12 protein-coding genes and 1 pseudogene are annotated in these 14,365 nt (G+C 67.7%); 4 read left to right on the top strand and 9 right to left on the bottom strand.

Annotated features, from left to right (window positions below):
- Positions 1–5: 5 nt before the first annotated feature.
- Positions 6–1,064, top strand: a pseudogene (locus tag A5744_RS08900) (AMP-binding protein); the annotation flags it as partial.
- Here A5744_RS08900 and A5744_RS08895 read toward each other — a convergent pair.
- The 6 genes from A5744_RS08895 to A5744_RS08865 are packed head-to-tail and all read right to left on the bottom strand — an operon-like array spanning position 1,009 to position 7,259.
- Positions 1,009–1,656 carry a MarR family transcriptional regulator gene (locus A5744_RS08895; protein WP_076060200.1) on the bottom strand — a complete coding sequence of 216 codons (648 nt, stop codon included), beginning with the start codon at positions 1,654–1,656 and terminating at the stop codon, positions 1,009–1,011. The pseudogene A5744_RS08900 and the gene A5744_RS08895 overlap by 56 nt on opposite strands.
- The gene (locus tag A5744_RS08890) at positions 1,653–2,078 is read right to left on the bottom strand and encodes a Zn-ribbon domain-containing OB-fold protein (RefSeq protein ID WP_076060198.1); all 426 of its coding nucleotides are present in this window, start codon (positions 2,076–2,078) and stop codon (positions 1,653–1,655) included. The genes A5744_RS08895 and A5744_RS08890 overlap by 4 nt, the downstream gene beginning before the upstream one ends.
- Positions 2,075–3,250 carry a thiolase family protein gene (locus A5744_RS08885; protein ID WP_076060196.1) on the bottom strand — a complete coding sequence of 392 codons (1,176 nt, stop codon included), beginning with the start codon at positions 3,248–3,250 and terminating at the stop codon, positions 2,075–2,077. The genes A5744_RS08890 and A5744_RS08885 overlap by 4 nt, the downstream gene beginning before the upstream one ends.
- The gene (locus tag A5744_RS08880) at positions 3,240–3,569 is read right to left on the bottom strand and encodes a hypothetical protein (RefSeq protein WP_076060195.1); all 330 of its coding nucleotides are present in this window, start codon (positions 3,567–3,569) and stop codon (positions 3,240–3,242) included. Before A5744_RS08880 ends, A5744_RS08885 begins: the two co-directional genes overlap by 11 nt.
- 1 nt (position 3,570) lies before the next feature.
- On the bottom strand, positions 3,571–5,907 hold the full coding sequence (locus A5744_RS08875; protein WP_205866298.1) for a CoA transferase: 2,337 nt from the start codon (positions 5,905–5,907) through the stop codon (positions 3,571–3,573).
- 2 nt (positions 5,908–5,909) lie between these two features.
- Positions 5,910–7,259, bottom strand: a complete 1,350-nt coding sequence (locus A5744_RS08865) for an amidohydrolase family protein (RefSeq protein WP_076060190.1) — start codon at positions 7,257–7,259, stop codon at positions 5,910–5,912.
- A gap of 216 nt (positions 7,260–7,475) precedes the next feature.
- Between A5744_RS08865 and A5744_RS08860 the strand changes: the two genes are divergently transcribed.
- Complete coding sequence (locus A5744_RS08860; RefSeq protein ID WP_076060188.1) at positions 7,476–8,474, top strand: LacI family DNA-binding transcriptional regulator; 999 nt, start codon at positions 7,476–7,478, stop codon at positions 8,472–8,474.
- 132 nt (positions 8,475–8,606) lie between these two features.
- Positions 8,607–10,061: an aldehyde dehydrogenase family protein gene (locus tag A5744_RS08855; protein ID WP_076060187.1), complete on the top strand. Its 1,455-nt coding sequence runs from the start codon at positions 8,607–8,609 to the stop codon at positions 10,059–10,061.
- An 18-nt stretch (positions 10,062–10,079) separates the two neighbouring features.
- Here the strand turns inward: A5744_RS08855 and A5744_RS08850 are convergent, their stop codons facing one another.
- The 3 genes from A5744_RS08850 to A5744_RS08840 are packed head-to-tail and all read right to left on the bottom strand — an operon-like array spanning position 10,080 to position 13,935.
- The gene (locus A5744_RS08850) at positions 10,080–10,490 is read right to left on the bottom strand and encodes an OB-fold domain-containing protein (protein WP_076060185.1); all 411 of its coding nucleotides are present in this window, start codon (positions 10,488–10,490) and stop codon (positions 10,080–10,082) included.
- A gap of 2 nt (positions 10,491–10,492) precedes the next feature.
- Complete coding sequence (locus A5744_RS08845; RefSeq protein ID WP_076060183.1) at positions 10,493–11,701, bottom strand: thiolase family protein; 1,209 nt, start codon at positions 11,699–11,701, stop codon at positions 10,493–10,495.
- A gap of 8 nt (positions 11,702–11,709) precedes the next feature.
- Complete coding sequence (locus A5744_RS08840) at positions 11,710–13,935, bottom strand: acyl-CoA dehydrogenase (RefSeq protein ID WP_076060181.1); 2,226 nt, start codon at positions 13,933–13,935, stop codon at positions 11,710–11,712.
- 123 nt (positions 13,936–14,058) lie between these two features.
- On the opposite strand from A5744_RS08840, the gene A5744_RS08835 reads away from it, so the two are divergent.
- On the top strand, positions 14,059–14,365 hold a 307-nt coding region (locus A5744_RS08835; protein ID WP_139329636.1), incomplete at its 3' end, for a helix-turn-helix domain-containing protein.

The following is a 14,365-nucleotide window of genomic DNA, read 5'->3' as shown; positions in this document are numbered from 1 at the left end:
CGTAGCACGTGTCCATGCCGCTGTTTCACTCCAACGCGGTCGTCGCCGGGTGGGCGCCCGCAGTGGTCTCCGGCGCCGCGATCGTGCCTGCCAAGTTCTCGGCGCGGAACTTCCTCGACGACATCCGCCGCTACGGCGCCACGTACATGAATTACGTCGGCAAGCCGCTGGCCTACATACTGGCCACCGCCGAACGCGGCGACGACGCCGACAACCCGCTGCGGGTGGCGTTCGGCAATGAGGCCAATGACAAAGACATCGAGGAGTTCTCGCGCCGCTTCGGCGTCCAGGTGGAGGACGGGTTCGGCTCGACCGAGAACGCCGTCATCGTGATCCGTGAGCCCGGCACGCCGCCGGGCTCGATCGGCAGGGGCGTCGACGGGGTCGCCGTATACGACAGCGAGACCGTCACCGAATGCGCCGTCGCACGCTTCGATGCCCATGGGGCGCTAGCCAACGCCGACGAGGCGGTGGGTGAGTTGGTCAACACGACGGGATCGGGTTTCTTCACCGGCTACTACAACGACCCGGAAGCGAACGCCGACCGCATGCGCCACGGCATGTACTGGTCGGGCGACCTCGCCTACCGAGACGCCGAAGGCTGGATCTACCTCGCCGGCCGCACCGCCGACTGGATGCGGGTGGACGGCGAGAATCTGGCCGCGGCGCCGATCGAGCGACTCCTGTTGCGGCACAGCGCCATCAACCGTGTCGCGGTGTATGCCGTCCCGGATGCGCGGGTCGGCGACCAGGTGATGGCCGCGATCGTCCTCAACGAGGGCCACGTCATCGAGCCCGACGAATTCGAGGCTTTTCTCGATGCCCAACCCGACCTGTCCCCCAAGGCCCGGCCCCGGTTCGTCCGCATCGCCGCCGACCTGCCCAGCACCGCGACCCACAAGGTGCTCAAGCGCCAGCTGATCGCCCAGGGAACGGCCGCGGGCGAGGGCGAAATCCTGTGGGAGCGCGAACCGCGCGGCACGGCCTACCGGGTCGCATCGGACACGCCTAATCCCCGGGTGCCCGGCGGCGGATCTGCCCCTTCGAGCGTCGCACCCGCTTGACCGGGTCTCGGGTTGTGCCGCTGGCGATCTCGTCACGCAGCTGAGCAATGTTGGAGATCTCGGCATACAAGCCGCGGATCGCGTAGTCGAGGACGGCGAAGGAGAAACGCTGCTCGGGATCGTCGGCCAGGCCGAGTTCACGGGAACGCTGGCGCGACCATAGCGCCTCGTCCAACCGGGCCCGGGTCGCCTCGAGATGCCGCTCCAGCGAATCGATTACGTGCTCGGGATCGTCGCCGCGGGCAAGCCACGTTTTGAGAATGACGGGATGCTTGATGACGACTTGGTCCTGGCCCGGAAAGTGCTGAACCCACCGGTGCAGCGCGTCCAGCCCGGCATCGGTCGTCGCATACAACGTGATGGCACGCTTGCCGGATTGCGCGGGCGACTCGCTGACCATGCCCCGGGCCAGCAACCGGGTCAGTTCGCGCCGCACATGGCTGACCGACGGCGACCAATAGAAGTGGCCGACCGACAGCTCGGCGCGCATCTTGATCTCGCCGGCGGTGAGTTGCTCGTCGTTGGCCGCCAGCACGCCCAGGACGAGGTAGGCGGTTACCGGCAGGCCGTTGCTGGTGCGGGCGGGGCTCACGGCACCCCGGTGAAGTAGGGGAGTGTCACGTCCGCTCCGACGGCATGAAACTGCACCCGCACGCGCATGCCGACGGCCAGCTCATCGGGTGCGACACCGACGATGTTCGTCAGCATTTGGTAACCCTCGTCCAGGGTGACGATCGCCGGCGCATAGGGCGGGGCGAACTCCGCGGTGACGGGCCTGTGCACCACCGTCCAGCTGTAGATCTCGCCGACGCCGCCGCTCTGCTCCCACCGCAATTCGTGCGAAAGGCATTCGCGGCAGTGCTCAGTGGGCGGGAAATTCGACTGGCCACAGGCGGCGCAGCGTTGATATCGAAGCTCCCCCGTCTGGCAGCCGTCCCAGAACGGGGAACTGACCGGACTGCTGGCATGCGGCACCGGACCTGTCTGTGGCCGCAGGGAGTTTCCGGAAGTCATCGCGCCTCGTCTCCGAGGATCAGGACCGTGGTGAACAGCGCGCCCGCTCCCCCGTTGCTGCAGAACGCGATACGCGCGTCGGGCACCTGCAGGTCGCCCGCCTCGCCGCGCAGTTGTTGAACGGCTCGAATGGCCCGCTGCATCATTTGTGGATTGGACCCCGCGTGGCTGAAGGACATGGTTCCTCCGTCGGTGGTGATCGGATGGCTGCCGTCGACGGCGATGTGGCCGTCCGCCACGAACGGTCCCCCTTCGCCCTCGCCGCAGAATCCGAATGCCTCTAGCTGCCTGATGATTTCGAATGAGAACGGGTCGTAGAGCTCCAGCACATCCACGTCGTCGGGGCGAAGGCCGGCGTGGCTGAACGCGCGCTCGGCCGCGCGCCGGCCGACGAAGCCGTTGACGTAGTGGCCGTGATCGCCCCGCCGGCCGACGAGATCCCATGCGGGTGGGTGCTGATACGACGGACCGTGGAAGTCCGCGCCGCCGCCCAACACATAGATCGGCCGGGCCGCGGCGTCCACCTTGTCGATATTGGCCACCACCAGCGCGCACCCGCCTTCGGACGTGGTGGCGCAGTCGAGGAGGTGAAACGGATCGGCGACCGGCCGCGACGCGGTGATGTCATCGGTGCTGAACGGGCCGCGTTGGTAATAAACGGCTTCGGGGTTTCGCGATCCGTTGTTGCGTATGGTCGCCGCCACCATCGACAGGTGTTCGCGGGTTGTCCCGTAGACGTGCATGTGCCGTCGGGCGATGAGCGCGAACTCGGCGGCGGTGAACATCCCCCAGGGCGCGACGAACTCGTTCTCCGGCCTGGTCCACGGTGCGGTGGCCTCGTGGTCGCGGTATTCGCCGGCTTGGGCGGCGACGAGCACCACCACGTCGGCCATGCCGTGCTCGATGGCCGCGGCCGCCTCGGTGATCATGCTCACCCCGAAGCCCAACCCCTGCCAGGCGGGGCCGATGCGCAGGTCGTAGATCAGCGTGGTGGACAGTGGGCCGGCGCTGATTCCGTCGACGTCGTCGAGGCTCAGCCCCGCGTCGTTGAGGGCTCCGCGAATAGCCTTGAGCGCCAGGCCGCGTGACGTCTCACCCTCCAGGCGGCGGCCCTGGCGGGTGTTGTGCACCCCGACGATCGCCGCCGTGCGCTTCGAGGAGCTAGTTTTCATCCGCGACAACTCCCAGGTAGGTGCCCACGACGTCGTATTGCCGCCCGTCGCGCACGATGGTGCCGATCGTCCGCGTCCGTGCATCGGCATGCGCCGCGCCCGCCTCGACGACGTCGATCCGCACGTCGACCGGACGCGCCGTTTGCGGGTCGGTGATGTCCACGATCATTGCCACGGCGCGCTCACGCTCGTCCCACTCGACGCTGGTGATCCGGTGCCGCGCAGTCAATTCCATCACCACGGAGTCCTGCCGTACCAGGAAGCGAACCGGTGCGCACAGCTCGCCGGCGCGCGGCGGCACGCACAGCGTGATTGCCATGTCACAGGCCCGCCGGCCGCGCGCTGGTGGCCCCGGATGCCCGCAGTTCGGCGAGTTCGCGTTCGCTGCGCCCCAGCAGGCCCGTCAGGACCTCGGCGGTGTGCTGGCCGTACAACGGCGGCACGCGGCGGATCCAGCGTCGTGGCTTCCCGACGAATGCGAAGGGCATTCCGGTGCACAGGAACGAGCCGGCCACCGGGTGGTCGACCGTTTCCCAGAAACCCCGGGCCAGCAGTTGTGGATCGCTCAGCAGTTCCCCCGCCGGGGTGACCGGTGCCGCGGCCACCCCGCCGGCGCGCAGCGCGTCGACCGCCTCGGCCACCGTGCGCCGCGCGGCCCAGTCCGAGATGAGCTTGTCGATGTCGTCGGCCCCCGCCCGCCACGCGGCTGCATCCGGCCCGAATTGATGATTGATGAGTTTCGCCAGGGACAAGCGGGCGTCGTCGTCGGTCGCGGCGAGCGCGACCCACTCGTCGTCACCCACACAGCGATACACGCCTTGGGGAGTCGCTCCGGGGCCGCGATTACCGTTGCGCCGCAGCTCGATTCCGTTGCGTGAGTACTCCACGACCACTTCGGCGGCCACGTTCAGCGCGGACTCCACCATCGTCGACTCGACGTGCATGCCGGTGCCGTCCCGGTCACGGACGACCAGCGCCACGATCGCGGCGAAGGCCGCGTGCAGGCCCGCGATCGGATCACACACCCCGCGCGGAATCACGGGTGGCCCGTCGGCATGCCCGGTCATCCACGCCATGCCCGTCGCCTGCTCCATGGTTTGCGCGAACCCAACGCGGTCGCGCCACGGCCCGTCGAGGCCGAACGCCGGCATCCGCACCATGATCGCGCGCGGATTGGCGCCGCGTACCGTATCCCACTGCAGGCCAAAGTTTTCCATCACCCGCGGCGAAAAGTTCTCGATGACGAGGTCGCTGGCGGCGATGAGATCCAGGGCAATGCCCCGCCCCGCATCGGTGCTGAGCTCGACGCTGATGCCGCGCTTGTTGTTGTTGCTGCACAGGAACACCGGGCCCGTTTCCCACCACTGGTCCCAGTCGGGAGGACGACCGGCGGAGAGCCGCATGCCGTCGGGCCGGCGGACGCCTTCGAGCTTGATGATGTCGGCGCCAAGGGCGCCCAGGAATTGGGTGGCGACGGGCCCCGCCCAGAAGGCGGTTAAGTCGGTTACCCGTATGCCGGACAGCGGAAGTGTGTCGGGTTCGGCGGTGATGGGCCGACCGGGTCGCGGCGGCCACTGCACGCGGCCGTTGTCGGCGCCCAGTTCCGGAGGCCGGCGCGGCGGCATCGTCACGATGGCATCGGCGCGGTACGGCACCCGCGGCTGCAGGCTCCCGGGTTCCGACTCGACGAACACGCCGCGCTCGACGAAGTGGTCGACCTTGGGCAACGTGGCCGGGGTGCCGATGGGGGCCACCGGGATTCGGAAGGCCACCGCGAGGTCGATGATCTCCTGCGTGGTACGGGTTTCCGTCCACTGCGTGACCATGCCGAGGAATTCGTCGCGGCGCTCGACTCGCCCTACGAACGATGCGAGCTCGGCGTCGTCGACCAGATCGGCGCGATCGATCATCACCAGAAAGTCCTGGAACTGTTGCGCGGTAATTGTGCAGAAGCCGACCATGCCGTCGGCCGTGGGGACGATCGACGGCAATTCCAGACTGCGTTGTTGCTGAAGGGAATCCGCCCCCAGCACACTGGCCGACATGGCGGACAGGCCGCCCATCGCGAGGGCCATCGCCTCGTAGGTCGAGAGGTCGACGATCTCACCGTTGCCGCCCCGGGCGGCATGGCGTGCCGCGGCCGCGGCGACCGCCGCGGCAAACGACCCCGCCAGCCACTCGCCCAGCCGGCCGCCCGCTTGCACGGGTTCGTCGCCCGGCCAGCCGCGGCCGGCGGTCGACCCGCACAGCGCTTGCAGGATGAACTCGTTGGCGACCACGTGGTCGTCGACGTACGGACCCGTCAGCCCGAACGGCGTCACGGTGACCACGACGGCCGACGGCCCGGTGTGCGCCGTGATGTCGTCGAGCGTGCAGCCGTCGGTCAGGTCGGTGAACACGACGTCGGCGCCGGCCAGCAGCGCGGCGATCTCGGCGTCGTCGCGGCGGACCACTGACCTCTTGCCCGCCGCCAGGTAGCCGAACAGCGCACCGGGGGCGCCCCCGGCCGACCAGCCGCGCATCGAATCACCTTGCGGGGATTCGATCTTCACGACGTCGGCGCCCGCGTCGGCGAACATCTTCGCGCAGTACGACACCGCGATCCCGTTGGACAGCTCCAGCACACGCCAGCCCGCGAACGGCGCCTCGGCGGCCACGCTCAGTTGCCCAGGGTGGTGGCGCGCCCGGCGATGCCGGTGACCTCCGCGGTCACCGGCCCGGGTCCCTGTGCCTGCAGCGCGAACTGCGTCATCCGCGTCCACGTGTCGAGGTCACGCTGGCTGGCGCGGTGGCCGACATGGGTCACCACGTCGACGTCGGTGGCCTGGGCGCGCAGGTAGCCCGCCCGGGCCTGTTCTTTCGGGATGTGCCGGAAGGGGTCGAACGAGTATGCGGCCATGGCGTTTTCGTGGGTGATCTTGTTGATCACCGCGTCGTCGAGGTGGCCCATGGTCTCGATGACGTCCTCGGGCGCAAACGGCCAATTGCTGTCGGAGTGCGGAAAGTCGGATTCCCAGCACAGCATGTCCTCGTTGAACCAGTCCATGTTCTTGACGCCGACTTTGTCGCTGATGAAGCAGGTGTAGAAATGTCGCTTGAACACGTCGGTCGGCCCGCCGTAGCCGGGCGGGAACTTCGCCTGCGTCCAGCCCGAGTGCCGGTTGTAGACGTGTTCGGCGCGCCAGAGGAAGTACGGTATCCAGCCGACGTCGCCCTCGGTGAGGGAGAACTTGAGTTGCGGGAAGTCCGCCCAGAATTCGGCCCAGATCAGCTCGGTGAAGGTGAACATGCTCATCATCGACGACGCCGTCATCTGCACGCTGGGCGGGGCGTCGGTCGACACTTGTGCGGATCGCGACGCGGAACCGACGTGGGTGCACAGCACCGTGCTGTTCTCGCAGACGGCCTCGAACAGCGGGTACCAGTATTTGGTGTGAATGCTCGGCATTTCCAACGCCTCTGGATTCTCCGAGAACGTCACCGCGTGACAGCCCTTGTCCGCGAGCCGCTTGACTTCCTTGGCCGCGTCGGCCACGTCGTACAGCGGCAGGATGCCGCAGGGGATGAATCGTCCCGGGTACGCCGCGCACCATTCGTCGATGTGCCAGTCGTTGTAGGCCTTGATCATCACCAGGTTGACGTCGCGGTCGGGGCCCTGGTTGAGCACCTGGCCCGAGAAGCCGGTGAAGTTCGGGAAGTTCAAGCCGGCCAGTTGCCCGCCGGCGTTCATGTCGCGAATCCGTTCGTCGACGTTGAAGCATCCCGGACGCATCTCGTCGTAGCTGCAGGCGTCGACGTTGTACATCTCGCGGGGTTTGCCCGCGACGGCGTTGAGGCCCATGTTCCGTCCGCGAATGTCGCCGTAGTACCACTGCTGGACGCCGTCGGGCTCGAGGACCACGCGGGGAGCGCGGTCCTTGTACTTCGCGGGTACGTGCGCGTCGAACATGTCGGCCGGCTCGGCGATGTGATCGTCCACGCTGATCAGGATCAGATCGTCTTTGTTCATGGCGCACTCCTCGCGCGTCGAGATGCGACTAGTAGACAATGGTGTCGGTCACAGTGTCAACGGAGACCACCGGTCGTCCTGCGCCCGCTCGCGCTCCGACAATAGCTGTCCCACAATGGCAAATGCCTCTGAATGCGGCCCCATACGGCACCGTCGCGCTAGCTTTTTACTTGGACTATTAGTCCATATTGTTTGCGTGGCGTGCCACCATGAGGCATGGCCGGCCCGAGAGGTGATGCATTGGTCGACAAGCCCGTGCGGCCCACCACCGCCGATGTGGCGCGGCTGGCCGGGGTGTCGACCGCGACGGTCAGTTACGTACTGAACAACGCCGAGGGCCGCAGAATCTCCGAGCCGACCCGCGATGCGGTCTACCGGGCCGCCGAACTCCTCGGTTACCGTCCCAACCTCGCCGCGCGCAACCTCGCTCGCGGGAAGAGCGGCGTGGTGCTCTACGTGCTGCCGCACGTGGCGGTCGGAGACATGCCGATGCAGGCCGGCAGCCGGATGACCACCGAATTGGCACGCGTCGGACTGCTTCAGCTACAGATCTTCGAGGCCGAAGACGATCGCCACGTCGTCGAGGCCATCGAGAACCTCGACCCGGCCGCGGTCACGAGCCTGTTCCCGCTGAGCGAGGCCGCCGCGCACGCGGTGAAGGCGGCGGGCGTTCCGCACATCGACGTCGGGACGCTGCCCGCCCTGGGCGACCCGCATCTCTCCGTTGGTGAGCTACGGGTCGAGCACCTGGTGTCACGGGGGCACCGGCGGATCGCTTTCGCGTACACCGGCAACCGCAGGTGGCGCCTCCTGGGTGATTACTGGCTCGAGGGCGTCGCCGGCGCGGCCCTGGACCGCGACCTTCCGTCGGTCTCCGTCGCCGACGTCACCCAGGACAATGCCGTCGAGGTGGTGACGGGCTGGGTGCGCGACGGCGTCACCGCGGTGTGCGCGCAGAGCGACGAGATCGCGTGCCTGGTGCTGCACGGGATCCGCGCCGCCGGCCTGCGCTGCCCGGCCGACCTCGCCGTGATGGGCATCGACGCCACGCCGATGGCGGCGCTGAGCTCTCCGCCGCTGACCACGGTGGAGTTCAACCCGACCGCCGTCGCCGACGCCGCGATCACCGCCGTCCTGACCGAATTGGGGTATCCCGCCCCGGCGCCCCCGCAGCCGACAGACGTCGCGCGTCTGATCGTGCGCGACTCCACGTGAACAGCGAATTTCGCCAGAATTCCGTGACGCGGAGCCGGGCTGGACATCCAGAGGTTAAGCGCGTAACTTCCGGTAAGTCCCGTATCCGGATACGGGCGGGGCTTCAGGTCGCAAAGACGCGAGGGGATAGCTATGAAGGTGCAGTCGGTTCTCGACGAGATCCGCGAACGACCCGGCACCGGTGAGACGATCGCGGTCGTCGATCCCGCCACCGAGGAGCAGGTCACCGAGTTCAAGGATTGCGGGCCGGAAGCCGTCGACGACGCGGTCGCACGGGCTAAGGCGTCCTTCGAGGCGGGGGTTTGGCACAGCAAGCCGCCCAGCGAGCGGGCCAAGATCCTGTGGCGCGTCGGCGAGCTGATCGATCAGAACGCGGAGTTGCTGGCCGAACTCGAATCGCTCAACGCGGGCATGACTCCGCTGCAAGCGCAGGGAACCGTGACCGTCGGATCCGAGTTTTTCCGTTACTACGCCGGCTGGTGCACCAAGATCGAGGGCATCGCCGCCGACGTGCATACCGGCGGCCTCACCGGCATCGACTCGCATCAGCACGCTTACACGCTCAAGGAACCGTACGGCGTGGTGGGGCTGATATTCCCCTGGAACGGACCGGTTTTCAATTTCTGCGCCAAGCTGGCCCCGGCCCTCGCGGCGGGCTGCAGCAGCGTCGTCAAGCCGGCCGAGGAGACCCCGCTGTCGGCGCTGGTGCTGGACAACATCCTCACCGAGGCCGGGGTGCCCGAGGGGGTGGCGAACCTGCTGCTGGGCTATGGGCACACCGCGGGCGCGGCGATCACCGCGCACCCCGACGTCGAGAAGGTCGCCTTCACCGGTTCGACCGAAGTCGGCCGGGCAATCGTGCACGCGGCGGGTGCGAGCAACCTCAAGAAGGTGACGCTGGAGCTCGGCGGGAAGTCGCCGGTGGTGGTCTTCGATGACGCCGACTTGTCCAAGGCCGTCCCGATGGCGGCGTTCGGCACCTTCATCCACTCCGGCCAGGCGTGCGTGTGCGGGTCGCGCATCTTCGTCCAGCGCGGTATCTACGAGCAGTTCCTGGAGCAATTGGCGAACGTCGCGAACGGACTGCCGCAAGGCGGCCCCAAGGACGAGGGCAGCCTGATCGGCCCGCTGATCAGCGAGAAGCAGCTCACCCGCGTCCTGGGCTATCTCGATCAGGGCCGCTCCGACGGCGTTGAGGTCGTTACCGGGGGCGAGCGAGTGGACCGGAAGGGTTACTTCGTGCGCCCCACCGTGCTGACCAACGTCGCCACGACGAGCCGGCTGTTCCAGGAGGAGATCTTCGGGCCGGTCGTCGCGGTCATCCCGTTCGACGACGAGGACGAGGCAGTGGCCCTGGCCAACGACAGCACGTACGGCCTGGCCGCCACGGCTTGGACCCGCGATCTGGGCCGCGCCCACCGAATTGCCAAGCGGCTCAAGGCCGGAACCGTGGGGCTGAACTGCCAGATGCAGTTCGACCACTCCATGCCGTTCGGCGGTTACAAGCAATCCGGTTGGGGCTACGAGTCCGGCAAAGCGGGTCTCGAGACCTATCTGCAGACGAAGGTCGTCTGGGCGCAGATGTAGTCGTCTCGGCGCCAGGCGCTAGTCGGCCGGCTCGTAGCGCAGCATCGTCACGTCGTGCTCGGGATAGTCGAAGAACACCGGCCGCACCCGCATTCCGACCCGAAGGTCGGCCGGATCGACGTTGACCATCTCGGTGGAAAACCTTGGGCCCTCGTCCCATTCGACGATGGCGAGCAGCTGCGGTACGGCGTCGGCGAAGTGCGGGCTGACGGGCCGATGGGCCACGGTGTAGGAGTACAAGGTGCCCATGCCGGAGATCTCGCGCCATTCCAGATCGTCGGCCAGCGTGCGGGGCGCACGCACCCGCGGGTAGAACACGTAGGACTGCAGCGACGGCGAATACTGGATGACGATGCGATGTTCGGCGAGCGCATCCCAAAACGGTGCGGTGGTAGGCGTTTTGACGGGCATTGGGCGTTCGAATTTCATCGTCAGTCCCCTTGCAGGATGAGCGTCGTCTGCTCGGACAGGATGCCGCCGTTGCCGGACACGAAGGCGCGGTTGCAGTCGGCGACCTGCGCCGCACCCGCGCGGCCCATGATCTGCCGGGTGGCGTCGCAGACGTGGTGCATCCCGCCGGCCAATCCGGCTTGGCCGAAGCCGAGCTGGCCGCCGGCGGTGTTGAGCGGGAAGTCGCCGCGGAAGGTCAGGTCGTGGTTGGCGACGAACTCCATGCCCTTGCCCTTTTCGCAGAAGCCCGCGTCCTCCAGCGACAGCAACACGGTGATGGTGTAGCAGTCATAGATCGACACCATGTCCATCTGCTCACGCGTCAGCTCGGTCATGGCGAAGGCGGTGTCGGCGGCGGCGGCGATCGGCGTGGTCAGTAGGTCCGCGGCATACGTCGGGGTCTTGAACGGCACGTGCTCACCGAAGCCCTTGATCCACACCGGGCGATGCCGGGCCCGGCGGGCGAGGTCGGCGTTGGCGACGACGACGGCGGCTCCCCCGACGCACGGCATCACGATTTCCAGCAGGTGCAACGGGTCGGCGATCACCGGGCTGGCCAGCACGTCGTCGATGGTGAGCGGTTTGTCCTTCCAGATCGCGCCTTCGGTGTGGTTGGCGTTCACGCGGGTGTCGACGACGAGCTTGGCCATCGCGCGCTCGTCGTAGCCGTGGATTGCCGCGTAGCGTTGCGCCACCTGGCCGTACGGGCCGTTCTGGCCAAGGTTGCCGTAGGGTATTTCGAATTCCGCTTGCGGAGAGCCGTATTGGTTGCTGGACGAGCCGAAGAACATCGCGTCGATAATGGGCCTGGGCTTCTTCTTCGACGACGGCGTGATGTAGCGGGCGGGCAGCGCGCATAGGACGGCGTCGCAGATGCCGAGTTCGACGGCCGCGGCCGCCCGCCACACCATGGCCGCGGCGCTGGCGCCGCCGAGGTCGACATGCTCGGCGAATCGCGCTCCCACGCCCAGGTATTCGGCGATCGTGGAGGGCACGAAGATCTCCGACTCGGCCAGGTGTGATGCGACGATCCCGTTGACGGCCTCGCCGGGCAATCCGGCATCCTCGAGCGCGGCCGCGGCGAGTTCGGCCCATTGCTCGAGGACGAACGGCGCCGGCGAAGCCTTGTTCAGGCGTTCGGGCGGGAGTTCTACATACCCGACGATCGCCGCATCTCCACGTAATCCCATGTGCTGTCCTACTTTCGGGGCAGGCCGAGAATCATCTGGGCGATGATGTTCAGCTGGATCTCCCGGGTGCCGCCGCCGATCAATTCGGCGGGCAGGTGCAGATACGGCTGCACGACGGCGGGTTCCGAATCGGAGACCATCGCGGTCTGCCCGGTCAACTGCAGTGTGGCCTGGAAGGTGCGCCGCAGCAGCACGTTCATTGCCACCTTGGCGATGCTGGAAGCCGGGCCGGAGGCTTGGCCGTCAAGCAGCCGGATTGTTTCCCGAACGCCGAGGGCCTTGATGGCGTTGGTGTACGCGTCGAGCTCGCCGAGCTCGCGCAGTGCGTCATCACGGTCCGGTCCGGGTCGCGCCGCGAGCACCCGCAGCGCGGCCGCCCTGTCGAACTTGACGTAGCCGCTGATGGCCGAACGCTCTTCGGCCATCGTGGCGATCGCGAGATTCCAGCCGTCGGTCGGATCGCCCAACAGCATGTCGTCGGGCACGAACACGTCGTTGAGGAAGACCTCGTTGAAGTGCGCATCGCCGGTGGCCGTCTTGATCGGCTGGACTTCTATCCCGGGCGATCGCATGTCGAGAATGAAATAGCCGATGCCGCGGTGCTTGCTCGCGGCCGGATCGGTGCGCGCCAGCAGTGCGCCGAAATCCGCGCGGTGCGCCGCCGACGTCCAGATCTTGTGTCCGCTGACGCTCCAGCCGCCGTCGACCTTGGTTGCCCGCGTCGCCAGCGCGGCCAGGTCGGACCCGGCCCCCGGCTCGCTGAACAGCTGACACCAGGCGATCTCGCCGCGCTGGGTTGGTGGGATCAGCTTGTCCTGCAAGTCTTTTGGTGCGGCGCGGAGCACCGACGGAAGGATCCACTCGGCGATGCCCAACGAAGGCCGGACCAGGTCGCGTCGCTTGTCGAATTCCTCGTCGATGATCAACTGCTGCAGGGGGCTGGCGTCGACTCCCCAGGGTTGCGGCCAGTGCGGCGCGATCAGACCGGCCTCGGCGATGGTGGTGCGCTGCGGACCGGTTTCGAACTCCGGGTAGTCGCCCTGTCGCCCCGGCTGGTCGTTGCGCAGTTGCAAAGCGGCGTCGAGGGTTTCGGCCACCCGGGAACGGAACTCCGATTCCGCGTCGCCGAGGTTGACCGACATGTCGCGCTGCTGGGTACACGTCAGCTCGCCCAGGCGGCGGGCCCAACGATTCGCCGGCCCGATCGATGCGGCCAGACTGGTGGCCCGTCGCCAATACAGGTGCAGGTCGTGTTCCCAGGTGAAGCCGATGGCACCGAAGATCGTCAACGAATCGAGTACCAGGTCCGGCGCCGGCGAGATCGCCAGCACGGCGGCGCCGGCCGCGGCCAGGCGGTGCTGGTCAAGCGATTCGTCGACCGCGCGCACCGCGTCCCAGGCCGCCGCGGTGGCCAGTTCGCTGTTGACCAACAGCATTGCGGCGTGGTGTTGCAACGCCTGGAAGGTTCCGATCACCTTGCCGAATTGCTCTCGGGTGCGCAGGTGCGCGGTGACCACCTCGACGCACCACTGCGCGATACCCGCGGTCACGCTGGCGACGAGGCCCAGGGCGACACACGCCGCACGGTCGACGTCGATGCCGGTGAGCACGTCGGCCTCGCCCGCGCGATGCTCGGCTAGCCGCAGCGTGCCGGCGTCGGCGACGAGGTCGGTGCCGTGCACGGATTCGACCGTCGCCGTTGGCTTTCCGGTGTCGACGAGAACCCACACGACGCCGCCGTGCTGGCTGCGGGCGCCGATCAGGATCAGCCGTGCCGCACACGCGCCCATCGTCACGCCGGACGCTCCGCTGACCACCCATTGCGGGCCATCGGCGCGCGCGAGAAAGTCGCCGTTGTCGGGCAGTACGACCGCGGCGGGTGTTCCGGATGCGAGGTCGCGCAGCAGCGATTCCGCCTGCGGCGTGGGGTCTGCCAGCATCGCGACGGCTCCCGCCGTCACCGTCGGAAGCAGCGGTCCGGGCAACAGCGCCTTGCCGGCCGACTCCAGGACGCAGGCGGCGTCGATCAGCCGTCCGCCCTGGCCGCCGAGGTGTTCCGGAAGGTGAACGGCGTGGAAGCCATTGGTGACCAACGCATCCCACCATCCGGGGAGCTTGCCGGCCGCCAGCGCATCGAACTCGTCGCGCGTCGAAGAGATCGGGGCGTGCCGGCCGGCGAACCGGCCAACCGCGTCGCTGAGTTCCTGCTGCTCCGGGGACAGGCCAAGCGGCATCGAAGACTGCTACCCTTTCCCCTTACAAGACGAACCGTCTCGTCTTGTGGCAGATTACGGGGCGGGTCGGGATATGTAAAGCGCGCCCGATCCCGAGGGACTCTGAGAGGCGAGGATCACCGCATGCCAAGCGATCTCGCGCCGCGGCGCCGCAGCGAGAAATCCCGCACCGCGATCGTCACCGCCACGCGCGAACTGCTTCTCGAGCGTGGATTCGACGGTTTGACCATCGAAGCGGTCGCGGCGCGGGCCGGTGTGGGAAAGCAGACGATCTATCGCTGGTGGCCCAGCCGCCCCGCGCTGGTCGCCGACGTCATGCTCGAAGACGCCGACAGGATCCTGGCGTCGGTGAACCACACCGGCGACCTGGCCGACGACCTCGTGGCATGGGTGCGCAAACTCGTCACAAGCCTGACCACGGCCCGCGGCT

This window comes from Mycobacterium sp. IS-1264 (assembly GCF_001954195.1).
GTDB lineage: Bacteria > Actinomycetota > Actinomycetes > Mycobacteriales > Mycobacteriaceae > Mycobacterium.
The sequence above is the reverse complement of the archived record's forward strand: the minus strand, read 5'-3'. Positions and strand labels throughout refer to the sequence as shown.

Excerpts from the sequence above, each read along its gene's own strand:
- A5744_RS08890 (WP_076060198.1), bottom strand. The coding sequence starts at position 2,078 with ATGACTTCCGGAAACTCCCTGCGGCCACAGACAGGTCCGGTGCCGCAT.
- A5744_RS08885 (WP_076060196.1), bottom strand. The coding sequence starts at position 3,250 with ATGAAAACTAGCTCCTCGAAGCGCACGGCGGCGATCGTCGGGGTGCAC.
- A5744_RS08880 (WP_076060195.1), bottom strand. The coding sequence starts at position 3,569 with ATGGCAATCACGCTGTGCGTGCCGCCGCGCGCCGGCGAGCTGTGCGCA.
- A5744_RS08865 (WP_076060190.1), bottom strand. The coding sequence starts at position 7,259 with ATGAACAAAGACGATCTGATCCTGATCAGCGTGGACGATCACATCGCC.
- A5744_RS08860 (WP_076060188.1), top strand. The coding sequence starts at position 7,476 with ATGGCCGGCCCGAGAGGTGATGCATTGGTCGACAAGCCCGTGCGGCCC.
- A5744_RS08855 (WP_076060187.1), top strand. The coding sequence starts at position 8,607 with ATGAAGGTGCAGTCGGTTCTCGACGAGATCCGCGAACGACCCGGCACC.
- A5744_RS08850 (WP_076060185.1), bottom strand. The coding sequence starts at position 10,490 with ATGAAATTCGAACGCCCAATGCCCGTCAAAACGCCTACCACCGCACCG.
- A5744_RS08845 (WP_076060183.1), bottom strand. The coding sequence starts at position 11,701 with ATGGGATTACGTGGAGATGCGGCGATCGTCGGGTATGTAGAACTCCCG.
- A5744_RS08840 (WP_076060181.1), bottom strand. The coding sequence starts at position 13,935 with ATGCCGCTTGGCCTGTCCCCGGAGCAGCAGGAACTCAGCGACGCGGTT.